This window comes from Stenotrophomonas sp. Ps181, from assembly GCF_025697425.1.
GTDB lineage: Bacteria > Pseudomonadota > Gammaproteobacteria > Xanthomonadales > Xanthomonadaceae > Stenotrophomonas > Stenotrophomonas sepilia.
The window spans coordinates 476,143-498,000 of sequence record NZ_JAHWBI010000002.1; the positions used below are offsets into that span (position 1 = coordinate 476,143).

The window sequence follows — 21,858 nt, forward strand, 5'->3', positions numbered from 1 at the left end:
CAGGCAGGAGGGTGTATGGCCCAGATCAGGATAGGGGTCGACCCCGACAACGTCTTCGGGCGACAACTGACCGAGCTGGAGCAGTCCCAGCTGCCCTACGCTGCATCGCAGGCCGCCAACAAGGTGGCCTACGAGATCCGCGAGCGCTGGAAGCGCCAAGCGCCCCGGGTGTTCGACCGGCCCACGCCGCTGACCGTCAACGCAGCGATGTACCGCAAGGCCACCAAGGCCCAGCCGTACGCCGAAATCTACCTCCGGGACGAGGCCTTCAAGGGCACGCCGCCGGCGAAGTACCTGCTTGCCGAGGTGGATGGTGGTCAGCGCCGCCGGAAGGGCTTCGAGCGGCTGCTGCAGAGCCGAGGCCTGTTGTCGCCGACGCAGTTTGCGGTGATGGGTCGGGGCGCTCAGGCGAACCAGTACGGCAACGTTCCGGCCGGCCAGGTGACCAAAATCCTGTCGCAGCTGGGCGCCCAGCGGGACCGGTACCAGAACGAGACCAGTGTCAGCCGGAAGCGGCGACGGGGCAAAGGCAACAACCGTGATGGCGAGTACTTCGTGATCACCAAGCGCCGCGGCGTGCTGCGCCCGGGCATCTATGAGCGAATCGGACGCGGATCAGGTGTCCGATCCATCTTCATCTTCACCAACACCGCCGCCTACACGCCGCGCTACGACATCTTCGGCATGGCCGAGGACACCTGGAAGCGGCTGATGCCGTTCTTCCTGAAGCGCGAGCTGGAAAAGGCCATGGAAACCGCGAGGCCCCTGCCTTGAACCAGAAAGCCTTCATGCAGGCATTCGACGCAGCCGCGTTCGATGCCTTCCGCGCAGCCGGCGTCGCCGATGCTGCCCACTACAAAGATCCGGGCGGCACGGTTGAGGTGCCGTGCACAGTGCTGCTGGACGAGGCCGTGGAGCAGTTCACGCCCGACGATGTGGCGCCGGTCGCGACTACGGTTGATCGGGTGACGCTCCAGTTGGCCGAAATCAACCCTCGCGCGGGCGGTGTGGTGCGGATTGATGGCACCGGCCGCCGGCTCAAACTGGTCCAGAAGATCCACGCCGACGAATCGACGGCGGTGTGGGAGGTGGCCAATGTCTGATCGCACCCCCAGTCCGCGGAAGCAGCTGCTGCAGGCGATGGGCAAGACGCTGCAGCTGATCAGCACCGACAACGGCTACCTGACCGATGCCGGTGCCGGTTGGACACTGGAGCCGAAGCCCGGTGATCAGGATACGCAGACTGTGCTGACGGCCGTGATCGAGAAGCAGCAGCGGGCGGAGAGCCCCTCGAAAGTCAACACGCACCGGCTTACCACCGTCAGCGTCATCGCCAAGGTTCCCACCGACACCGAGGGATACCAGCAGGCGCTGGACGACCTGGTGACCGATATCGAGGCGGCCATGGATAGCCGGAACGTAGCCCGCAACTTCCCTGACGGCATCCAGGTGCCGGTGTACGTCGGTATGGAACCGCTGATGCCGGAGAAGGCCAGCGCCGGCTGGGTCGGCGTGCTGATCACCTACCAGACCCACATCCCCAAGAAATAACCCGCCGCACAGCGGCAACCCAACTGGAGAGCCATCATGGCCGAAGACTACAGCTACCTGGGCGCAGGAATCGTCCTGATCCGTGAGTGGAACACCGCTGATCCGTTCCTGGAGATCGGCAATATCTCAGCCTATACCGTGGCGCCGCAGACCAATACCATCGAGCTGGCCGACTACCAGAACCCCGGCGGCGGCACGGCCAACCGTGTCGATCGGGTGACCGGCTACAACCTCAATTACACTTTCCACGACTTCAACCCGGAGAACTTCGCCCGGGCAACTCGCGGCAAGGCCAGCAGCATCGCCGCGGGTACCGTCACCGATGAGCTGGTGCTGGCCGTGCCGGGCAGCTTCGCGCCACTGTCGCGCCTCGCGACGGAGATCACCGCTGTGAAGCCAGTAACCGGAACCACCGCCTACGAGGCCGGAAAGGACTACCGCTTCGAGCGCGGCATGCTGTTCATCCCGGTAGGTTCTGCGATTGCAGCGCCGTCTGCGATCGGCACCCCAAACATCAAGGTCTCCTACAAGAACGCGGACCTGGGCCACGTTGAAGCTGCGGTCACCTCGCAGAAGTTCTACGAGATGCAGTTCTACGGTGCCAACGAGGCACGCGGCGGCAAGATGGTCCGCCTGGTGGCGCACAAGGTGGCCGGCGGCGTCATCGAGAGCATGGGCCTGATCGGCAATGAGTTCGGCGCGGGAAGCGTGCCCGGCGCGCTGCTCAAGGACTCGTCGAAGGCCACGGGCAACGATAAGTCGGCCTACTTCTACTGGCAGCAGGAGAAGTAAGCCGTGGCCGATGATGACGTGATCGCCCCGCCGACGCGCACGGTTCTTGTACGTGGCGAGAAGGTGGTTGTGGGTCCCCTGCGCCTGGAACAGATCGGTCCTTTCATCACGGCCAGCCGCACCATCATCGCCCGAGTGGCGATGATGGCCGGTGTGGTCGAGGGCGCCGATCGTGCTGGCGTCGGTGCCATCCTGCTCGACCTGCTCGAGCAGGACAGCAACGAGATCGCCGCGGCTTTGGGGGTGGCAATCGGACGCGAGGCGGAATGGGTTGCGGGGGCAACGCTGGACGAGATCGCTGACTTGCTGGAGGCGGTTGTCGGGCTCAACAGGGATTTTTTCGCCCTCCGCCTGCGGCGGCTTCTGCTGCAGGCGAAGCTCCCGGCGGAAGAGAGTACGGCCTCGCCGACCTGATCCAGTACCTCATCGCCCACGGACACTCCCGCGCGGAGGTGATGACCTACACCCTGGCACAGCTGCGAGCCTTCACCGCCGCAGCTGCGCAGGTTGAGCGCGATCGCATCGCGGAGTTCGCCGTGGCCACGCGCATGGCTATGGCCGCCCCGGCTGCCGACTGGCAGATGTACCTGGCTGCTCTGCGCGGCCAGGCCCCGGCACAGCAGCGACAAGGAAAATCGAACGATGGCTGATCCTTCAGCAAATCTGCGCGTCCGCATCAGCGCGGACCTGGCCGACATTCGGCAGGGCTTGGGCGTGCTCACTCGCCAGCTGCGCGAGGTACGCACGGAAGCGGCCAGGCCGCTGCCGACGAAGAACAACATCACGGAGCTGGGGGTCTCTGCAGGGCAGACGGCGCAGGCGATGCGCCAGCTACCGGCGCAGTTCACCGACATCTTCACCAGCCTGCAGGGCGGCATGCCCTTCTTCACAGTGCTGGTGCAGCAGGGTGGCCAGATCAAGGACAGCTTCGGGGGTGTGGAGCCGGCATTGAAGGGGGTCTCGTCGGCGCTGCTGGGGATGGTGAATCCGTATACCGTGGCCGCGGCGGCTGTCGGATTGGTGGTCTACGCCTGGTATGACGCCGAGCAGCAGGCCCAGGCCTACACGAAGGCACTTGTCCTGTCGCGAAATGAGGCGGCCGCGACGACCCTGACGCTCGTCACCATGGCTCAGAAGACCAGTGACGCGCTGCAGGTTGCCGCCGGCGTTGGTGCCGAGGCGGCTCAAGCCGTCGGCTCGAACGGGAAGATTGCCGCGCAGAACCTTCAGGACGTGGCCAATGCGGCCGTGGCGATGAAGGAAATCAGCGGGCAGGCGCTCAATGAAACCATCGCCCTGTACGCGAAGTTGGCGGAAGACCCGGTCAAAGGAATGCAGAAGCTTAACGAGCAGGTCAACTTCATGACCCTGGCGCTCTACGAGCAGGTGAAGGCGTTGCAGGAGCAGGGCCGGAATCAGGACGCCGTGACTGTGATCACCCGTGCAGCAGCGGATGAAACCGTCATGGCGCTCGCTCGGGTCCGCGCCAGCCAGAACCCGGTGATCCGGGGATTCAAGGACCTCTGGGTCGAGGCCACGAAGGCGTGGTCGGCGATGCAGGCGAGCGTGGGCCTCGGACCGGCGGCAGCGCAAATGCAGCAACTGTTGGCTGAGAACCAGCAGGAACTGGAGAAGCTGAACAATCTGGCTAATGGCACCCAGCGGGGCCTGCCGTTGGCCCGGAATCCCATTGCCCTGGCTGCGATGGAGAAGTCCATCAAGGACCGGTCGGAGAAGATCAAGGCGTTGGCTGGCGACCTGATCAAAGAGCGAAAGGATGCAGAAGTAAAGGCTGCGCAGGACGCCAGCGCGGACTACGTGCAGCAGCAGGACGCGATCATCGAGGCCCAGGCCACGAAGGAGCAGAAGAAGAAGAGGGAAATTGCCCAGATCAACGGGCAGGCCGAGGTCGTCCGGCGAAAAGCTGAAGCGGCCGGGCTCGTGGAAGAGGTTCGTGCCATTGAGGAACGCCGCGCCGCAGCCGTCGCCGCTATCGAGAAGAAGTATGCAGAGAAGCCCAAGGCATCCAGCGGGTCGGCTTCCAGGGCGGCAGGGCTGCAGGGCTACAAAGACGATCTGCTGGCAGAGCAGGCGCAGATCAATGCCGCTACCCAGATGCTGCGTGCTCAGTACTCGGCGCGAGAAATCACGGCGGGCGAGTATTACGGTCGAATGCGAGAGCTCGTTCAGAAGGGGACCGACGCGCAGGCGAAATCGTTGGAGCGGCAGATTGCCTTCCTCCAGCGACAGGCGGTGACGGGAAAAGAAGCCATCGGCGTGAACCGACAGGTCGGGGATCTTGAAGCACGGCTCGCCAAGGTCCGCACCGAGGGAGCCGGCGCTCTGCAGGTTCTGGCGACTGAGGAAGCGGCCGCAGTAAAAGCGCGCCTGAATGCTATCGCGGCGTATGGAAACGCCTTGGACGCGAGCAATCAAGCACTACAGCGACAGCTCTCAACGCAGGCCCAGCGCGTTGGGGTGGGTGATCGTGAGTACGAGATTCAGCAGCGCATCAATGACGCCTACGCCGACCAAGCGGACAAGCTGCGAGAACTGCAGTTGCAGTTGAACGCGGGGCAAATCGACCAGGAAACGTTCGAATCCGAGAGAGCGCAGCTGCTGTCGAAGACGCTCGATCGCCTGCAGATGATTCGAGACGGGTACGACGAGCTCCAGCAGGCCGAGGGAAGCTGGCTGGCAGGCGCCAGCGCTGCCTGGGCGAACTACCAGCAGGAGGCCGGCAATGCCGCGCGGCAGATGGGCGACGTGGTCGGAAACGCCATTGGTGGCTTCGAAGACGCATGGGTCAAGTTCACCACGACCGGGAAGCTGAGCTTCTCCGACCTCACCAAGTCGGTCCTGGCCGATCTCGCGCGGATCGCCGCGCGGCAGGCGGCAATGGGAATAGTGAACATGTTCGCCAGTGCCTGGGGTGGCGGTGTCACCGCTGCGGGTAACCAGGCGGTCACCTCCGGCACCAGCAGCATCAATAACCAGCTGTTCCAGAACATGAGGGGCGGCTACTCCACCGGCGGGTACACGGGTGACGGTGGTGTTCATCAGCCGGCCGGGGTGGTCCATAAGGGCGAGGTGGTCTGGTCGCAGCGGGATGTGGCGCGCGCGGGTGGCGTCGAGGTGGTTGAGGCGATGCGAAGGGGGCTGAAGGGCTACGACTCGGGCGGAGCAGTGGCCATTCCAGTTGGCTCCGGAATGGCTGCCGCCGCGATCAACGTTCGCGTGATGAACGCGCCTGCAGGAACTACCGCCAGCGCATCGCGCAACGGTCAGGGCGTCATCGACATTGAGGTTCTGCTGGGCCAGGTCGACAGCTACATCGGTGGCCAGGTCGCCAGTGGTCAGGGATCAACGTATGCAGCAATGGGGAGCCGATTCGGCTTAAAGGACTCGGTGTGATGACAGCACTACCTTCAGTGGCACGTGTCATGTTCGAAGGGCAAAAACGAACTTTCGACCCCTCGGTTCTGAGGACCGAAATGGAGCGCGGTGCACCCAAGCAGCGCTTGGAGAACAGCCAGGTGCTGATCAAGCAGGCTATGACGCTCTACTTTGCCAGCATCGCGGATGTGAACACCTTCGATGCCTGGTACTTCGGCGAGATCAAGCGCATTGGGTGGTTCACCCTTGTGCACCCTTACACGGGGGAGGTGATCACCGCGCGCTTCGAGAATGGCGCCCTCGGCGATCTGGTGCCCGAAGAGAAGCTGCCCGAGGACTACAGGATGGATGTGGTCGTGGAGTACATGAGATGAGCAGTTTCACCGAGCGCAAGCAGCGCATGACCGACACCAGTGGGACGCTGCTGTTCCTGTTCATCACCTCGCCGTCGCTTCCGGGTCCGCTGCGCATCGTCAACGACACCCAGGACTGGGTAAGTCAGGGCATTCCCTACATGGGCGTGCCCTTTGGCTTCAAATTGCCCGATGACACCCGCGGTCAGTCCCCGCGTGCCCAGCTGGTGCTGGATAACGTCGGGCGCGGCATCTCCGAGGACTTGGAGGCGCTTGGGCCGAACGAGCTGATGATGGCGCGGCTGATGGTGTCGGACCGTGCTGACCCCAACCTGTACGAGCGGGATTACTACCTGCCGATCACCAGCGTGTCGGTGGCCGGCGCCACCGCCACCGCTCAGTGCGGTGTCGACTACCTGATGCGGCAGCAAGCCGTGCGCCTGCGCGCCAACCCGTTCACGCTACCGGGGATCTTCTGATGCGGCTGGCAGACGTAGAAGCCTTGGTGGGCGTGCCGTACTGCGAGCACACGTGCGATTGCGCCGATTTCGTGGTGCTGGTCCAACGGCAGCTGTTCGGGCGCGCCGTTCAGCTCCCCAACGGCCGCCCGAGAGGCGTGGCGGGCCAAGCCGCCATCGGCGAGCTGTCGAGGCCGTATGGGACCGCGGTGGCCGTGCCAACGGACGGTGACCTGGTGCTGATGGTCGAGCACGGGCAGAAGCGCGCCGGCCACGCCGGCGTCTACTTCCACCTGGCTCATGAGGGGTGGGTGCTGCATTCCAACGAAAAGAACGGCTGCAGCGTACTGCACCGCGTTCGTGACCTGCCGGAGTTCGGCTTGAGGATTGAGGGTTACTACAGATGGGCCTGATCAAGGACGCGCCGCTGATCATCACACCGCATCCGGTGACGCTGGAGGGCCAGCGCACCCTGGCGGCTCAGCTGCAAGAGGGGGAGCGGCTGGGTGGCTTCCTGGCACGCGTGGTGCCTGACTACTCCAGCGACCTGTGGGAGGTGCGCATCAATGGGGTGGTCGTGCCGCATGAGGTCATGGACCGCGTGCGCCCGAAGGACGGAACGGTGATCGAGGTTCGAGGCGTGGTCAAGAAGACCGCGCTGATGATCGTTGCGCTGATCGCCCTGACCGTTTTCACCATGGGTGTCGGTACGGCCATCGTGGCCGCCGGCTACAGCGCAGCCGTCGCCGGCCTGGCGCAGGGCGCCATCTACGCCGCAGGGGCGCTGCTGATCCAGAAAGTGCTGGGGCCCAAGCGCCCCAAGCCCAGCGCCAGCGATGCCAGCCCGGTGTACACCATCGGCGCGGCCCGGAATCAGCCGCGCCCGTACCAGCCCCTGCCGCTGCTGCTGGGCGGGCCGTTGCGCATCGCACCGGACGTGGCCAGCAACCCCTACACCTGGTACGAGGCCGACGACCAGTACCTCGCCATGACCCTGACCGCGGGCATCAACGTGGGGCGCGTGGAGGCGCTGTACAACGGCGATGCGCTGCTGTCGTCCTTCGAGGGTGTCACGGTGTGGCACAACGGCTTTTCCGAGATGCCCAGCGAGGCCATCCCGCTCTACAGCAACGCCGACACGATCAACGGCGGCGCGCTGGAGGCGGAGAAGGGCCAGGCCAGCCCGTGGGTGCAGCGCACCAGCAGCCCGAACACGATCCGCCTGAAGGTGGACGTGGACTTCATGCTGTTCGACACGACCAGCAAGGGCAAGCCGAAGGACAACCGCGAGACGATTGAGATCCAATACCGCGCCGTCGGCATCGCCAACTGGAGCTTCTTCGGGTCCTATTCGATCGTCAGCCGGTCGCAGAAGCAGCAGCGCCGCAGCTACTCCCGGGATGTACCGGAGGGGCAGTACGAAGTGCGGGTCCGCATTGCCGGCCACAACACCGACGGAAGCGGCGCCACCAGCGACTTCACCTGGTCCACCCTGACCAGCATCCAGAAGGACACCGCCGACTACGCCGGTCTGGCCCGAATCGGCATCCGGATCAAGGCAACCGGGCAGCTCAACGGCCAGCCGGACGAGATCCGCTGCGTCGCCTACGCCGAGCCGGCACCGGTCTGGACGGAGGCGGGGTGGGCGACGAAGGAGACCAACAACCCCGGCGCACTGATCCTGGCCTATGCCCGCGGCTTCAGGGACGAGCACGGCAAGCTGATCGCCGGCATCGGCCTGGACGACGTCCAGATCGATATCGAGGCGCTGAAGGCCTTCATGCTGTTCTGCCAGGCCAACGGCTACGGTTACTCGAACTACATCAAGGATGTCCGCAACCACGATGACGTGCTCAACGCCGTCGCGCTGGCCGGGTTCGGCCAGATCACCTGGGCGGGCGGCCGCCTGTCGGTGGTGTGGGCCGGGTCGGAGCAGCCGCTGTCCGGCGTGGTCAACATGGCCACCATCAAGAAGGGGCAATTCCAGGTTGACTACACCCTGGCCAACGCCGCCGACGGGATCGAGTACAGCTACTACGACGCCACCGACTGGACGACCAAGACCCTGCGCGTGGCCGCGCCCGGCGTAACCACCATGCTCAACCCGGCCACGGTGGAGGGCGAGGGCATCACCAACGAGGCGCACGCCGCGCGGATGGCGCGCTACCACCTGGCGCAGTCCCTCTACCAGTACAAGGACATCACCTATAGCACGGACATCGAGCACCTGAGCTATCGTCGCCTGTCCCTGCTGGCCCTGCAGCACGACCTGACGCAGTGGGGCGCCGGCGGCCGGATCGTTTCGGCCACCGCGGCCAACGGCGTTGTCACGCTGCTGCTGGACGAACCGGTCCAGGCACCTACTAACGGCAATGCCTGGATCGGCCTGCGCATCCCCGGCGAGCGGGTGTACCGCGTGTTCGGCGTGCAGGCGTTCACTGGCACCAGCGACACGATCCGCCTGACCGGTTCCTGGCCAGGCGATGCGCCGCTGCCTGGCGACACACCGGACAACCCGGCTCACGACACCATCTGGATCTACGACTTCAAGCAGACGCCGGGGTACCGGGTCCGTGTGGTCGGCATCGAGCCCGAGAGCGACCTGAAAGGCGCCAAGGTGTCCGTGGTGCCCGAACCGCCCGAGTTCTGGAACTACGTGCTCACCGGCGAATACGTTCCGCCGGTCAATACCAACCCGATCACCAGTCGCCCGATAGCCAGCGGCCTGGCCATCACTGAGCAGCAGGTGGTGCAGGGCGATACGGTGTTCACCGAGCTGACCGTCACCTTCGAGATCAGTGGCCCGGTCGGCAACATCGTCGTGCTGGCCGCCGGCAGCGACGGTGTGCTCTCCGAGGTCGCCCAGACCACCACCCGCACGGCCACCTGGCGCATCAGCCATGCGGATCAGTTCACCGTGGTGGTCCGACCGTTCAGCCCCGACGGCCGGGCCGGCGTTGCAGCGTCGGTGACCTACATCACGGCCGGTGCGGATGTCCCGCCGCGCCTGGTGGACTTCTTCGACGTGGACGAGCTGTCCGGCGGCGTGCGCATGTACACCTGGGGATTCCTGGCCAACAGCATCCAGTCGCCGGACTTTGCCGGCGTCGAGATCCGCTATATGCAGGGCGCGGTGCTGCGACCGGAATGGGAGCAAATGATCCCCATCGGGGGCAGCGGCTACCACGCAGTACCCTTCGAAGCAGTTGTCCCGGAGTCGGGCGACTGGACTTTCGCCTGCCGGAGTGTGAACACGTCGGGGGAGTTGTCCACCGAGGCTCGTGTCATCACCAAGAAGCTCGGCCCCAACCTCGGCCAGGTGATCGACAAGACCATTCAGGAACTCATCGACGCACAGCAGCGCATTGACCGGGAGAAGATCGAGAGGTTCAACGAGGACGCCCGCGTGGCGAGCGAGGCTGCGGCTGATGCCACGAAGAAGGCAAATGACGCGATGGCAGCGGCGATCGCACACGCCGATGCCATCGGGGCGATCGTCGCGGATCTGACCGAGGCCGACGAATGGGAGGCTGGGAAGACCTACGCGGTGGGCGACTTCACCCGGCACGACGGGAAGTTGTACCGGGCCTTGCGAGAGAACACCGACGCCGAGCCGGGCACCGCCCCGGACGACTGGCAGCTGGTGGGCAACTTCTCTGGCGTGGGCGAGGCGTTGGCCGCGTCGATCGACATGGCCTACCAGAACGCTTCAGACCTGGCGGTCGAGGCTGGCCGCATCAATGCCATCGTAGCGCGCATGCCGGCCGGTGACGGCAAGGTGGCGTCGGTCGAGGCGGTCGACGCGGTCAGCGGCCGGGTGGAGGAAACCGAAGAGGGCCTGCGCGCGGTCGGCGACCGCACGTCGTCGCTGGAAGCGCAGATGACGTACAAGCACGCTGGCGACCGCGACTGGAATGCGGGCGACCGGAACGTCTACGCCGGCGTGCGCACCTGGCAGTCGGTCATCGTCCAGGGTGATCGGGCGGTGGCCAAGACTGTCGATTCACTCAACGTCGAGCTGGGCGACTTCAAGGCCAGTTCCACGAAGTCCATCGAGCTGATCGCAACCGAGCAGGCCAGCCAAGCCGAACAGATCGAGCACGTGGGCGCAGAGCTGGAGGGCAAGGCATCATCTGACTACGTGGAGCGCATTGAAGCCCGCGTGGCCGTCACCGAGGACGGCATAGAGTCCTTCACGGGCCAGCTTGCGTCGGTGAAGGCGGAGGTGTCCGGCAAGGCCAGCGCCGAAGTGGTCCAGGGCATGGAAGCCCGTGTCGTGGAGAACGAGAACGGCCTGACCCAGGTGTTGGCGCGGGCGTTCCTGAACGTCATCGCCAACAGCGGCGGCGGACCGCTGATCGGTGGCATGGTCATCGACAACAACGGCCAGGTCATCAACACCCGTTTCGCCAGCAACACGTTCGAGGTCATCTCGCCGGGGGCCAGCGAGGGCATGGAGTGGCGTGACGGCTTCCTGCGCGTCTGGAAGGGGGCTGCCCAACGCATCATCGGTACCAACTTCGGCGCTGCCGGCGACAACCTGGTTGACTACTTCGGGCCGAACGTCGGCGCCGGGGCCGCGGCAAAGTCCAACGCGGTCATGTGGATGGATGCCAACGGCAGTGCCTACTTCGGTGGTCAGCTGTCGGCGGGCATCCTGCGCAACGCGGTTCAGACCACGACCACGCAGACCGTCGGCGTGGAGTTGGTCAACGGGCCGTTCGCCACCAATGGCCGCGTGCGGAGCGTCACTGTCAGCTTCTCCCGCCGGCACATCCGGACCAAGACCACCTATGGCAGCGACGGCTTCGTCGCGGGCGCGGGCCAGAACACGGCACGCGTGGAGATCTATCGGCGGGTGGGGGAGGGGGCTGAATCGCTTTGGCAGGTACTGAACGTCAGCGGCTCGGTGATGATCCTCAACGAGCAGGACGGCCCTGACAACGCCACGTCCACTTGGGGCGGGTCATTCACCGTGAACGACACCAGCACCAGTGCGCAGACGATGACCTACCGCGCAGTGATCACCAGCTTCACCGAGCAGACCGTGTCGCACACCTCCGGGTCCTTCCAGCAGCAGTCCATCACGCAGAGCCTGTCGATCATCTCGGTCGAGAACTGAAACCGCATAAGGCGCGGGCCGGCATGTCCGGCCCGCTTTGCCGTGGGCGATCAACAGCAGAGAACACACATGCCGCAGAAACTCATCGATCAAACCACCATCCAGCCGGACGGCCGCCCTGGCGACGACGCGTTTACCGCCTTTGCAACCTGCAACGACAACTTCGCGGATGCCGAGGGACGCCTTTCGGCGTTGGAAGGTGGGTCATCGAACATCGGCCAGGACGTGGCCGACCTGAAAACGGGCTTGCAGCAGGAGACACTGCTGCGCACGGGCGCCGACACCGCGCTTTCGCAGGCTGTCGCAGCGGAAGTGACCGCACGCCAGAACGCCGACACTGCGCTCGGTGCACGCTTCATCGGAAAGAACCGGCTCATCAACGGTTCGATGCGCTGGTGGCAGCGCGGGACCAACTTCACTGCGCCGGGCTACTCCGTCGACCGTTGGTACTTCAACGCGGGCGGCGTGGCAACGCCGAGCTTGTCACGGAACACGGTAACGCCAGGTGCATTCGATACCGAGTGTATCTATCTTGCCAAAATCGCATACGGTGCTGTGACTGATGCTGCAAACCATTACGTTGTGCTTGAACAACGAATGGAGAATGTGACCACGCTCGCGGGTCGAACGGTAACCGTGAGTTTGAAGGTGTTCAACAGTGGCGCGGCAGGCCGACAGATTGCCATCGAATTTGGTCAAAGCTTCGGTGCTGGCGGAAGTGCGCAGGTTTCGGGGATCGGTGCTGCGAAGTACAGCCTCGCAGCTGGAATCAATACCGTCACTCATACCGTGCAGATTCCGTCTATCAGCGGTAAGACTGTGGGTGCCAACAGTTCTCTGATTCTGACTCTTTGGGCAACAGGCGGAAGCAACTTTAACGCTCGCAACGCATCGCTTGGTGCGCAAGCTGGTGATGTGCATTTCACGCAGGTGCAGGTCGAAGAAGGTTCTTCAGCAAGCGCTTTCGAGTACCGACCTGATGGACTGGAATTGACTCTCTGCCAGCGCTTCTATTGCAAGTCATTCCCCGTAGGCACCACCCCCGCCGTTGCGCTTGCGGCAGCGACAGCACAAGGGGCGACCGCGTGGAGCGGCTCAGATGTACGTACAGGCACAGTCCATTTCCCGGTCGAAATGCGCGCCACCCCTGCGTTGCTGCTCTACACCAGCAATGACGCAAACTCGCAGGGTAATGGCGCGGCTTTGTGGAACGGCGCAGTGTGGAACTCTAACGCCTCTTGGAGCTTTGACAGCGCTTCAAGTAGGGGGTTTGCCGTGAATGGCGTATTTGGTTCGGGTTTGACTGTAAACGGGTCATACCTGACGCGTTTCAATTGGACTGCAGACGCGGAGATTTAATCATGTACCAGCTTACCGATGACCCGGACGTCATTCGCTGCGTCGAAACGGGTGCTTTCATCCCGCGCGGGCACTACCTGTGGCCGACCGAATGGCTGGAACGGAACACACCGCTGCCGGCGTCATCGCCCGGCCTGGGCTTCGAGTTGCACACGCCCGCGCACTACCGCTACATCCGCGACCAGGCGTTCGCGTGGATGCGCGCCGAAGCGGTAGAGCGTGGCTACGACAGCATCGAGTCGTGCGCCAGCTACTACAACAGCGGCGTGGCCCGATACCGCGCCGAGGCGCGGGCGATGGTGGCCTGGCGCGATGCTGTGAACCAGGCGCTGGAGCAGCTGGTGCTGGCGCCGCCGGAAGGCATCGAGACCTGGGAGCAGGTGCGCACGCTGTTGCCGCAGCCGGAGACGTTCGCCTGGCCGGAGAAGGCGGAGCTACCGCTGGACACTGGAAGCCCCGACGTCGTCCTCTAAGCCGCCTAGCACACCAGATTCTGTCGAGGGTGCGGGTTCCGTCTCCTAGGGGGCTGATCCATCGATCGGCTGCTACACGCTGCAAGCTGCGGCCCCGACGGACCGCAGCGTCTACAGCGTCTCTCGGCCCTTCTTACTTCGGATTCTCCTTGAACGGCGGCTTCACGGTTACGACGCCCGTGCAATTCCCAACGCAGCCCCCGGAACCGCCAAGGTTGGTTCCGCCACCGCCACCACCACCGCCTCCACCGCCGCCACCACCACCACCGCCACCGCCACCGCCGCCTGGGTTCGAAGTCTGAGGCGTCGCTTGGCCGCCGAGGTAGCTATTGCTGTCGGTCATCGTGTAGGTGACGCATGACGTTCCGTTGCACACCACGATCTTGTCGTTGGGTTTGACAACGATCTGAGTCCAAACCGCCGTCGTGTGCCGAACATCCCAAGCCCAGGCATCAAGGAAGGTCTGGGTTCCTGGCCCTGGCATTGGGGTTTCTAGGCGGCAAGCTGAGCAAGGCAGCGGACCGTAGGTTTGGCCGCCTTCGGTTGCTTTGGCGTAGAAGACCCAGCCACAGACCGCCACCAGCGCGATGGAGAGCACTGCATTGGTACTACGAGACATCAGAAATCCTTTCTGGTTATTGGCAGCAGTTCTTGTAAATTGCATCGGCTCGTCTGATGGCCGCCTGCTGCTCAGCGGCGCTCAGTTCCTTCTGGTACATGCCGAGCAATTTTTCCGAGAACGCTGAGGGCATTGCCCTTTTGGCTGCCAAGTAATAGGCAAAGGCTTCGGTCGGATTCTTGTTCACAATTATGCCGTTGGCGTTAGCGCGCCCGAGGGCAACCAAGGCATCAACGCTGCCTTCGCTCGCAGCGGCATTGAGGAATGAGACTGCGTCAGTCTTCCATTCGGCAACGGCTTCCGGGTTCTGTATGGCTGCACGTGAACCGCCAAATGCCGATTCGGTATCGGTAGCGTAAAGGAGCATGGCTTCAATAGAACCTTGACGCGCGGCTTTGATCAGCCACTTTCCTGGAGACGAAAGGCTAGAGTCTTTCAGTAGCGAGGAGCACTCCTTCAGACGCCTCTCAGAGGATTCCAGTGCACCTTGCTGATCTGATTTACTCGCTAGCACAGCTGCAGACTGAATTTCGTCCGGTGACCCTGCGTTTCTGCAATCGAGGGCAGCGAGATAGATCTCGTAGGTCGCAATGCTATCGCCAGCGTCCGACGCAGCAATGCGAGAGAGGATGAAGTCTTTGGCATCGCCACTAGGGCGGAAAGCGCCATTGCGCGAAACGGCAAATGCTCGTGATCCCACCGGTTGCACGACCTTGGGGTCGAGCTTTCGCTGAGAGATGAGAGACGTGTACGGCTTCGGCGTGTTGTGGTCTGGTGCTGAGGTCGACCTGCCGCTGGTTTCGGCTTGCTCTGCGCGAGTGTCGCGTCCGGTGCTTCTGGCATTGATTGCGATGATGCCTACGGCGGCTGCCAGCAGGACAGGTACTACGATCAAGATCTTTTTCAATTTCGTACCGCCGAAGCCAAGTAATTGCCAATTCCCTCCTGCAAAGTCGCAATGTGCTGTTCCTTTGTCAATCGGTCGCGCACTGCATTTCGTGTAAGGAAATTCCTACGGGCAAGCGCTTGCTAGCGGACGTTGGCCGCCATGATCGGACCATCATCACCGTCATGCCTGAGCATGTTGACGCCCGGCTTATCCCTGACCCATCCGGCCTGGCCGAAGCAGGCGTGGCTGCCGCTGGATGGACTGGCACCGCAGTCAGTGACTTGATCCTCACGCGGCGGCAACGGCGCTTGCGGCGAGATGTCAGCCATGTGCTATTCCGCCCAGATCACCGCCGCCTATCAGAAGCTGGTCAGGATGACCGGCGCCACCCTGTCGCTGCAGGAGTTCGCTGCTCTCTACGCACACGACCCGGGCAAGAAGCGGCCCAAGACGCCGAAGGCCATGGATGACGCCTTCCGGGTCGGCGCGAGCCCGGCAGAGCTGGCGGTGTGGGACGAGGTCGAGCAATGGAACAGGGCCGAGGCCACCATCTTGGAGCAGGAGCTGTTCGCCAACCGCAAGCGGCTGGCCGACGCTGAGCGCGCGCTGCAGGTGAAGGAGACGAAGAAGGCTCGGGAGGATGTGCGGATCGCCGGCAACAAGATCGAGCGGGCCAAGGCGCGGCTGGCGGATCTACAGCGCGTTGAGCCGAAGGACCGCGACAGCCGCATCTTTCCCGGCGTCTACGCTCCGGTGATCGTCTCCGAGGGCGGGAAGCTGGTCATTAAGCCGATGCGCTACCAGTGCCGCCTGGCCGGGAAGCCGGCCAACTACGACCAGCGCTTCCCCGGCACCTACAACGCCCGTCGCGACAGCCTGGAGAAGTTCTGGGCGCCGGCATTCGGCCACACCCACGGCCTGATGGTGGTCGACACCTTCTATGAGAACGTCGAGGGCCCGGACCGGAAGAACCAGGTGGTGCAGTTCACCCCGCGCACGGGCGAGCCGATGCTGGTCGCGTGCTTGTGGTCACACTGGAAGGACCCGGCCGGCAAAGAGCCGGATCTGCTGTCGTTCGCTGCCATCACCGACGACCCCGAGCCCGAGGTGGCCGCCGCCGGCCATGACCGGACCATCATCAACATCAAGCCAGAGCACGTGGATGCCTGGCTCAATCCGGATCCGACCAACCTGGCCGCGCTCTACAGGATCTTCGACGACAAGCGGCACCCGTTCTACGAGCACCGGCTGGCGGCGTGATAGATCAGGCGGCCTCTGGAGATCGACGCCCCGCACCGAGGATGTGGTCACACTCCACGAGCCGGGCGTTGCTCACAGCTTGGCGCTCGCCGCATCCTGCGCACGCTAGCAGCGTGCCACCCGGCATGGTTTCCAGCTGAGGCACCTTTGAATGGGTAATGTGCTTGCAGTGGTTGCATCGGACACTGATTGCGGTCACGCGGTCGAGGTTGCCATCGCGGTCGCGTACTGCGTCAAGATCTAGAACGTAGAAAAGGCCTGTATCGGGCATTGCGGTGTACCAAGAATTTTCGGGCATGCTGCCTTGATCGCTGCCTCCATCGTGTGACGATCGTCCGCATTCAGCATCATGGGTTCCTGAATTGTTGTGTAAGTCGCCGCTACCTCACGTAAACGTTCCCATGCGTCTGTTAGGGTCGTGCCTCATCAAGGAGGTGCGCCATGCCCATCCGGGCGGTTGTATACGCGAGCACCGCTGGCGAGGAAATTGCCGGCGACAAGCTGGGCCTGTCCAACGGCAAGCTGGATCAAGTTGTGGACGACGCGGCCCGGTTCAACCGTAATGCTGGCGTTACGGGGGTGCTCCTCTTCGATGGCGAACGCTTCCTCCAGTATCTGGAGGGGCCCGAAGATGGACTGTCCGTGTCCTATTCCCGAGTGCTGGGCGCCAGCAGCCACAACGGTATTGTCGAGCTGCAGAGGGGCAGGGTAGGGCAGCGCCGCCTGCCGTTCTGGCCAATGAAGTGGCTGCCCGTCGAGCCAGAAGAGTTACGGCGGTTGGCCCACGCAGACTGGACCAGGTTCAACCAGCGCGGCGATGCCGAAGACGGTAATCGAACGGCCATGGATCTCTTGATTGGCTTGGTCGAGCCATACGCCATTGCCGCATGATCCAAGAGGCCTTCGCCGGATCACAGCGGTCCGCAGTTCCAAGACGTTCAAGCGCGGCTAGATGGGAGTAGCGTCAGCGGCGAAGAGCTTGAGTTCGGCCTAGCCCCGCGGTAGCGGACCGGAACGCTTGCGGGCTTGACTGCGCAGCCACTTCGAGCAGGTTCAAAGCGCCTAAACCAGGCGCCGATGGCACGGTCCTTGCGCGACAAGGGGTCGCCAAATTTCACTACATTTGGCGTTGACGGACCCCACTGCCCCCACTATCTTCGAGTAGCCGCCTGGGAGCTGGTCCAAGTTCTATTTCCCCCAATCTCCGGCGGCAAAAACGCAAAACCCCGAGGCCATCTTTGACGGGTAGCCTCAGGGTTGCGCATTACTCAGAGCAATACCGGCGGCATAGCCGCCAGGAGAAGCAGGAACGACGGCAATCGTTCATCGCTTCGGGCTTAACCACCGGCTATTCGATGCCGGTTAGGTGAGCCTAAGTTGATCATATGTATATCCGGATATACGTCAACGCCTGGCGGTTCATGTCTCCGTCCAACGGAGATAGAAAGTGAAATACAATCAAGACGATAGCTCAGATTTCGTACCCAAGAAATTCATTGAACTGGGATCGGTGTCACCGTCGGACTGGTGCGGGTTGATTGGCATCGCGCCATCGGCCTTGGCGCAGGCCGCTAACCAGCTGGTGTCCCCGCCCCCCCCGATTGCTTTGTCTGCCGGTCCTGTCGCGGTCCATGTCGACGGCGTCCGTTGCTTCACGCCTACGGAACTCGGCCAGCGAAAGGGCCTCTCCGCGCAGAAGTTCAATCGCCTTCTTGCGGAGCGAGGGCTTCAGGAACGGCGTGATGGTCAGTGGTGTCCCACTGAAGCCGGGAAGGCCTTTGGAGTGCTGCTGCAGGTGCATAAGAAGCAGCGCGCAGGCGCTGATGTCCTGCAGCTGAAGTGGAAGGAGAGCGTTCTGGCGCAGTTGGAGAACTTCGCGTAGTGCTTATGCCTGCGGCCGCCTAACCGCGGCCGCAGGCTTTGTGACCTTAGCCTTCGGTGCATAGGCCATTGGCGCGTCAGCACCGCGCTGGAGGGATCTCGTGCACGGATGTCGTGTAGTTCGGTGAGAGCATGTGCTGCCGCATGCCCCAGGCAGGCCGAGCCTGCCAACCTGACGCACCGAGTCCCGCAGTGCCCCGCCCGAACTTCTGGTTGATTCGGTCCATGGTGGCCATCAGCCGTTCGTTGCCTACCACCGTGGGTCCGAACAGATCCGCTTGCAGCTCTTCCGGCCGGGCTAGGTCGAGCAGCGCCACACCCGCCTTCTTGTATCCGATGCCCTCCCGCAGCAGGCCGCGCAGCAGCCGGCGGACAACACCCAGCACCACCATCGTGTCAGCGGTCGAGGCCGGTAGGCTTACTGACCGGGTGGCGTTGTGCTGCCGCAGCTCCGGACGGAACGTGTCGGAATGCGCGAACACCCATACCCCCGCGGTGACAAGGCCGCGCGCGCGTAGCTTCTCGCAGGCCCTGACGGCGAACGTAGCGAGTGCTTGGGCAACCGCGTCATGGTCTTCCACCCGCTCCGCAAAGGACCGGCTCACCATGATCTGCTGCCGATCTGGCTCAACTTCCTCCAGTTCCATGCACGGATGTCCCTGCAGCTCACGTTGAGTGCGTGCCAACGTGACACCGAAGGTGGCCAGGATGTCGTCCGCCGGCGCGTCGCGCAGTGCTGCGGCGGTGCTGATGCCCATGGATTCCAACCGCGGCGCCAGCCGGCGCCCGACGCCCCATAGATCACCTACGGGGAATGTCCGCAGCACCGTGTCCCGGTAGGCCGCATTGCCGAGGTCGATCACACCGTCAGCACTCTTGGCCACCTTGTTGGCCAACTTGGCCAGGGTCTTCGTGGGGCCAATGCCGATGCAATTCGGTATGCCGGTCCACCGGTGCACACGTTGGCGCAGATCCCGGGCAAACCGCTCGCGATCCCGGATTCCGTCCAGGTCGATGAAGCTCTCATCGATGCTGTAGACCTCCACCCGCGGCGCGGCCTCCCGCAGAACGCTCACGACCCGGGCGCTCATGTCTCCATAGAGCCCGAAGTTGGCCGAACGCATCTGCAGGCCATGCCGGCGCACCAGGTGCTTCAGTTCGTGAGCGGGCTGGCCCATCTTGACGCCGAGCGCCTTGGCCTCGGCCGAGCGCGCGATCGCGCAGCCGTCGTTGTTGCTCAGCACCACCAGCGGAACGCCGCGAAGGCCCGGCTGGAACACGCGCTCGCAGCTGGCGTAGAAGTTGTTGCCGTCAACGAGCCCTAACACGGCTACTCCGGCGTTTGATCTGGCGGACGACTCCAACGACAGCGAACACTTCCACCTCGGTGGATTGCTCCAGCACGATGGGGGGGAAGTCCGGATTGGCCGAGTGCAGTTCCATGTGGCTTTCGAAGAGCTGCAGCACCTTGCAGGTGGGCTGGTTCCCGTCCCAGATGGCGATGACCAGGTCCCCGGCCTGGGGGGTTACCGACCGGTCGACCACCAGGATGTCCCCGTCGCTGACGCCGGCGCCGCTCATGGACCAGCCATCGGCGCGGTACAGGAACGTGGCGGCCGGGTTGCGTACCAGCAGGCGATGCAGGTCGATCGCATCGTCCATGAAGTCGTCGGCCGGCGAAGGGAAGCCAAGCCGCGCGCGCGCTGCGGCAAGGGGCACGAACTGCGCCGGGCCATCGATCATGGCCGGGCCGACTGGGTGGGCCAGCGTATGGGAGTGGGGAAGCGACTGCATGGGCGTACTCTGGTAGCGGCATGTCTCACGGGTCGAGACGGGGCGCATGTTAGTACAATTACTAATTGCTGGCCGCGATCGTCGCCCTCGGATTCCTGAACGCGTTCCGCACAGAGGGCCAGGCGCCACGGCAGTCGCGAACTGCGCGAAGCTCAACAGGCATCCTGCAGCGCTGGCAAAAGGCCCCGGCCTGATTGGAGGCCAAGGCTGCGGCCAAGCTGCAGTAGGCGTCGTACCTCGAAAGAGATACCTTGCCGCGCGCGCTGCCGAAAGGGCGTGCAGCGACTCTGGGCGGCAGCCAGTCACAATCAGCGCACCGTCAGGCGCTTAGTAGGCATTGAGCTCTCTAAAAGCTTGGCGTTCTATCCAATTGGCGGATCAAGTGGCCATTGCATTATTAGGGATCGGCTATTGGGTCATCTTGGCTAAACGCCGCAGAAAGTTTTATAACGTCGCGTATGTACTTCTCAACGTCTATGGTGAGAATCCCGGCACTGTGGTTCGCCGTCGCTTTGCCTCGCCTCAAAAGAGATTCGTATGCAAGAGCTTGTATGGGATTATTCGAGTTATCGTAGATCTTGCGAGAAACCTCGTTATCAAATTTGAACAGGGACGAATCGAGACGGATGGCTGTGAAGCGATTTAAGGCGCCCAAGACCGCGCCGGAGATCTTGCCGCTTGAGGTAAGATCAGCCGAAATTGAGTACTGCCCCGCATGAGTTGTTACGAGCTTTCTGAAATGGTCGGGATCTCGGAAGCGCATGCAAGCAATAAAGCAATCTACAAAGGGGAATCTCATTGAATCTTTCGGGTAGCTTCTGACGAATGCCATCAGGAGGGTGTGGGCTTGCAGCGTGTCGCGTAGTTGCAACTCCATTGCGGAAGCAGTCCAGCCAAAGAGTAGGGTGTATTCCGCTTGCTCTAGAATGCTGCGTGGGCCACTGAACAATTCTTGGTAGCCTCCCATTGTGAGCAGCCTCTTCCTAGCCGCAGTGGCCCTTGCTGGATCGGCGGCGCCAGGGAAGGTGCTGAAAAGATAAGTGGCGTGGTCTTCGGCTGCGGGGGGAGGGAGGTTGAACTCGAAGTCAAAGAATTTTCTTAGATATAGTTCTCCCGCCACCTTGGGGCCATAGACGGATTCAACGGCGTTTGGCAAGTTCTCATAGTCTGTCGCTATCAGAAAGCAGATCCCGTCAACGCTAAAGAAATGCTTCATTCGCTCTAGGAACTTGATGGCAAAGTCTGGGCGGCAGCGGTCGAGCTCGTCTACGATTACAACAACGGGTAGTTCGGAGTCACTTCTTAGAGACTTGTGCAGCTTTTCTTTAGCTTTTATTAGACTGGCGCGAAAGTCGGATTCAGCAGATTTTCTCTCGCCATCCCAATCTAGGAAGTTCTGAGCGATCTGGGGCATTGCCGCCGCAAGCTCTACTGCTTTGGCTCCGCCAGGGAGAAGCGCAGAAGCAAGAACTGATAGAACTGGCAAAGTGATCTTTCCGGCAGACCCTGCAAGCCCCGAGATAATTGTGCTCAGCCCCCTGGTGATACGGCCATCTTGTATTTCCCCCAGTCTGTCACCTAGCGCGCTAGCCATTATTAGGAGGGGGTCGTCAACGTAATCAGATTGCCACGCGTCGATATGAATAACCGGTATCTTTAAGGTCCCTTGAAGGTGGGCGCCAAGCCTGCGCAGAAAGATTGATTTTCCGGTACCCCATCCGCCCTTAAGCGAAATTACGAATGGAGAGTCGCCGAGTGTTGAAATAAGGTTGGCTAGAACCTCTCCCTCGGGCTGCCTCGCCAAGGGATCCCCTGCCCAAGGGTTTGACGCGTCAATCTGCGGATGTGATGCCTTTGAGAGTGCCATTGACGCGTCCTTGCCAAGCTGCCGTCGGATGCTCGCAAGGTTGC

22 protein-coding genes are annotated in these 21,858 nt (G+C 62.9%); 16 read left to right on the forward strand and 6 right to left on the reverse strand.

Annotated elements, in window-relative coordinates; genetic code table 11:
* Positions 1-15 precede the first annotated feature (15 nt).
* From KXV01_RS05880 to KXV01_RS05940, 13 genes are all read left to right on the forward strand, one after another.
* Complete coding sequence (locus KXV01_RS05880; protein WP_064239310.1) at positions 16-774, forward strand: hypothetical protein; 759 nt, start codon at positions 16-18, stop codon at positions 772-774.
* A complete protein-coding gene (locus KXV01_RS05885) occupies positions 771-1,103 on the forward strand; it encodes a hypothetical protein (RefSeq protein ID WP_262224613.1) in 333 nt (110 codons plus the stop codon). Before KXV01_RS05880 ends, KXV01_RS05885 begins: the two co-directional genes overlap by 4 nt.
* 37 nt (positions 1,104-1,140) lie before the next feature.
* Positions 1,141-1,551, forward strand: a complete 411-nt coding sequence (locus KXV01_RS05890) for a hypothetical protein (protein ID WP_263467582.1) — start codon at positions 1,141-1,143, stop codon at positions 1,549-1,551.
* A 36-nt stretch (positions 1,552-1,587) separates the two neighbouring features.
* Positions 1,588-2,343 (forward strand): hypothetical protein, encoded by a 756-nt coding sequence (locus tag KXV01_RS05895; protein ID WP_197572795.1) that lies wholly within the window; start codon positions 1,588-1,590, stop codon positions 2,341-2,343.
* A 3-nt stretch (positions 2,344-2,346) separates the two neighbouring features.
* Positions 2,347-2,757: a hypothetical protein gene (locus tag KXV01_RS05900; RefSeq protein ID WP_064239306.1), complete on the forward strand. Its 411-nt coding sequence runs from the start codon at positions 2,347-2,349 to the stop codon at positions 2,755-2,757.
* A gap of 41 nt (positions 2,758-2,798) precedes the next feature.
* Positions 2,799-2,993 (forward strand): hypothetical protein, encoded by a 195-nt coding sequence (locus tag KXV01_RS05905; RefSeq protein ID WP_263467583.1) that lies wholly within the window; start codon positions 2,799-2,801, stop codon positions 2,991-2,993.
* Positions 2,986-5,757: a phage tail tape measure protein gene (locus tag KXV01_RS05910; protein WP_263467584.1), complete on the forward strand. Its 2,772-nt coding sequence runs from the start codon at positions 2,986-2,988 to the stop codon at positions 5,755-5,757. The genes KXV01_RS05905 and KXV01_RS05910 overlap by 8 nt, the downstream gene beginning before the upstream one ends.
* A 29-nt stretch (positions 5,758-5,786) precedes the next feature.
* A complete protein-coding gene (locus KXV01_RS05915; RefSeq protein WP_134968102.1) occupies positions 5,787-6,113 on the forward strand; it encodes a hypothetical protein in 327 nt (108 codons plus the stop codon).
* On the forward strand, positions 6,110-6,571 hold the full coding sequence (locus KXV01_RS05920) for a DUF1833 domain-containing protein (RefSeq protein WP_263467585.1): 462 nt from the start codon (positions 6,110-6,112) through the stop codon (positions 6,569-6,571). The genes KXV01_RS05915 and KXV01_RS05920 overlap by 4 nt, the downstream gene beginning before the upstream one ends.
* Positions 6,571-6,963, forward strand: coding sequence for a peptidoglycan endopeptidase (locus tag KXV01_RS05925; protein ID WP_149901766.1), 393 nt, complete (start codon positions 6,571-6,573; stop codon positions 6,961-6,963). The genes KXV01_RS05920 and KXV01_RS05925 overlap by 1 nt, the downstream gene beginning before the upstream one ends.
* A complete protein-coding gene (locus KXV01_RS05930; RefSeq protein WP_263467586.1) occupies positions 6,954-11,672 on the forward strand; it encodes a host specificity factor TipJ family phage tail protein in 4,719 nt (1,572 codons plus the stop codon). The genes KXV01_RS05925 and KXV01_RS05930 overlap by 10 nt, the downstream gene beginning before the upstream one ends.
* A gap of 69 nt (positions 11,673-11,741) precedes the next feature.
* A complete protein-coding gene (locus KXV01_RS05935) occupies positions 11,742-13,031 on the forward strand; it encodes a hypothetical protein (RefSeq protein ID WP_263467587.1) in 1,290 nt (429 codons plus the stop codon).
* A gap of 2 nt (positions 13,032-13,033) precedes the next feature.
* Positions 13,034-13,504: a hypothetical protein gene (locus KXV01_RS05940; RefSeq protein WP_263467588.1), complete on the forward strand. Its 471-nt coding sequence runs from the start codon at positions 13,034-13,036 to the stop codon at positions 13,502-13,504.
* Between the two features lie 133 nt (positions 13,505-13,637).
* Here the strand turns inward: KXV01_RS05940 and KXV01_RS05945 are convergent, their stop codons facing one another.
* The 3 genes from KXV01_RS05945 to KXV01_RS05955 all read right to left on the reverse strand — a co-directional run bounded on the left by KXV01_RS05945 (position 13,638) and on the right by KXV01_RS05955 (position 15,341).
* Positions 13,638-14,123, reverse strand: a complete 486-nt coding sequence (locus KXV01_RS05945) for a hypothetical protein (protein WP_189638118.1) — start codon at positions 14,121-14,123, stop codon at positions 13,638-13,640.
* 16 nt (positions 14,124-14,139) lie between these two features.
* Entirely contained in the window at positions 14,140-15,030 is an 891-nt protein-coding gene (locus KXV01_RS05950) for a hypothetical protein (RefSeq protein WP_263467589.1), read from the reverse strand.
* Positions 15,031-15,152: 122 nt separating this feature from the next.
* On the reverse strand, positions 15,153-15,341 hold the full coding sequence (locus KXV01_RS05955; protein WP_263467590.1) for a hypothetical protein: 189 nt from the start codon (positions 15,339-15,341) through the stop codon (positions 15,153-15,155).
* On the opposite strand from KXV01_RS05955, the gene KXV01_RS05960 reads away from it, so the two are divergent.
* From KXV01_RS05960 to KXV01_RS05970, 3 genes are all read left to right on the forward strand, one after another.
* The gene (locus KXV01_RS05960; RefSeq protein WP_263467591.1) at positions 15,340-16,272 is read left to right on the forward strand and encodes an SOS response-associated peptidase family protein; all 933 of its coding nucleotides are present in this window, start codon (positions 15,340-15,342) and stop codon (positions 16,270-16,272) included. The genes KXV01_RS05955 and KXV01_RS05960 overlap by 2 nt on opposite strands.
* Before the next feature lie 441 nt (positions 16,273-16,713).
* Positions 16,714-17,163: a BLUF domain-containing protein gene (locus KXV01_RS05965; protein ID WP_263467592.1), complete on the forward strand. Its 450-nt coding sequence runs from the start codon at positions 16,714-16,716 to the stop codon at positions 17,161-17,163.
* A 556-nt stretch (positions 17,164-17,719) separates the two neighbouring features.
* On the forward strand, positions 17,720-18,154 hold the full coding sequence (locus KXV01_RS05970) for a hypothetical protein (protein ID WP_263467593.1): 435 nt from the start codon (positions 17,720-17,722) through the stop codon (positions 18,152-18,154).
* A gap of 76 nt (positions 18,155-18,230) precedes the next feature.
* Here KXV01_RS05970 and KXV01_RS05975 read toward each other — a convergent pair whose 3' ends face one another.
* From KXV01_RS05975 to KXV01_RS05985, 3 genes are all read right to left on the reverse strand, one after another.
* Entirely contained in the window at positions 18,231-19,481 is a 1,251-nt protein-coding gene (locus KXV01_RS05975) for a Y-family DNA polymerase (RefSeq protein ID WP_263467594.1), read from the reverse strand.
* Positions 19,465-19,947, reverse strand: coding sequence for a translesion error-prone DNA polymerase V autoproteolytic subunit (gene umuD, locus KXV01_RS05980; protein ID WP_263467595.1), 483 nt, complete (start codon positions 19,945-19,947; stop codon positions 19,465-19,467). Before umuD ends, KXV01_RS05975 begins: the two co-directional genes overlap by 17 nt.
* Positions 19,948-20,344: 397 nt before the next feature.
* Entirely contained in the window at positions 20,345-21,814 is a 1,470-nt protein-coding gene (locus KXV01_RS05985; RefSeq protein ID WP_263467596.1) for a KAP family NTPase, read from the reverse strand.
* Between the last annotated feature and the right edge of the window lie 44 nt (positions 21,815-21,858).

Excerpts from the sequence above, each read along its gene's own strand:
- KXV01_RS05895 (WP_197572795.1), top strand. The coding sequence starts at position 1,588 with ATGGCCGAAGACTACAGCTACCTGGGCGCAGGAATCGTCCTGATCCGT.
- umuD (WP_263467595.1), bottom strand. The coding sequence starts at position 19,947 with ATGCAGTCGCTTCCCCACTCCCATACGCTGGCCCACCCAGTCGGCCCG.
- KXV01_RS05890 (WP_263467582.1), top strand. The coding sequence starts at position 1,141 with ATGGGCAAGACGCTGCAGCTGATCAGCACCGACAACGGCTACCTGACC.
- KXV01_RS05955 (WP_263467590.1), bottom strand. The coding sequence starts at position 15,341 with ATGGCTGACATCTCGCCGCAAGCGCCGTTGCCGCCGCGTGAGGATCAA.
- KXV01_RS05935 (WP_263467587.1), top strand. The coding sequence starts at position 11,742 with ATGCCGCAGAAACTCATCGATCAAACCACCATCCAGCCGGACGGCCGC.
- KXV01_RS05915 (WP_134968102.1), top strand. The coding sequence starts at position 5,787 with ATGTTCGAAGGGCAAAAACGAACTTTCGACCCCTCGGTTCTGAGGACC.
- KXV01_RS05985 (WP_263467596.1), bottom strand. The coding sequence starts at position 21,814 with ATGGCACTCTCAAAGGCATCACATCCGCAGATTGACGCGTCAAACCCT.
- KXV01_RS05965 (WP_263467592.1), top strand. The coding sequence starts at position 16,714 with ATGCCCATCCGGGCGGTTGTATACGCGAGCACCGCTGGCGAGGAAATT.
- KXV01_RS05910 (WP_263467584.1), top strand. The coding sequence starts at position 2,986 with ATGGCTGATCCTTCAGCAAATCTGCGCGTCCGCATCAGCGCGGACCTG.
- KXV01_RS05930 (WP_263467586.1), top strand. The coding sequence starts at position 6,954 with ATGGGCCTGATCAAGGACGCGCCGCTGATCATCACACCGCATCCGGTG.
- KXV01_RS05945 (WP_189638118.1), bottom strand. The coding sequence starts at position 14,123 with ATGTCTCGTAGTACCAATGCAGTGCTCTCCATCGCGCTGGTGGCGGTC.
- KXV01_RS05960 (WP_263467591.1), top strand. The coding sequence starts at position 15,340 with ATGTGCTATTCCGCCCAGATCACCGCCGCCTATCAGAAGCTGGTCAGG.
- KXV01_RS05925 (WP_149901766.1), top strand. The coding sequence starts at position 6,571 with ATGCGGCTGGCAGACGTAGAAGCCTTGGTGGGCGTGCCGTACTGCGAG.
- KXV01_RS05940 (WP_263467588.1), top strand. The coding sequence starts at position 13,034 with ATGTACCAGCTTACCGATGACCCGGACGTCATTCGCTGCGTCGAAACG.
- KXV01_RS05880 (WP_064239310.1), top strand. The coding sequence starts at position 16 with ATGGCCCAGATCAGGATAGGGGTCGACCCCGACAACGTCTTCGGGCGA.
- KXV01_RS05905 (WP_263467583.1), top strand. The coding sequence starts at position 2,799 with ATGACCTACACCCTGGCACAGCTGCGAGCCTTCACCGCCGCAGCTGCG.
- KXV01_RS05920 (WP_263467585.1), top strand. The coding sequence starts at position 6,110 with ATGAGCAGTTTCACCGAGCGCAAGCAGCGCATGACCGACACCAGTGGG.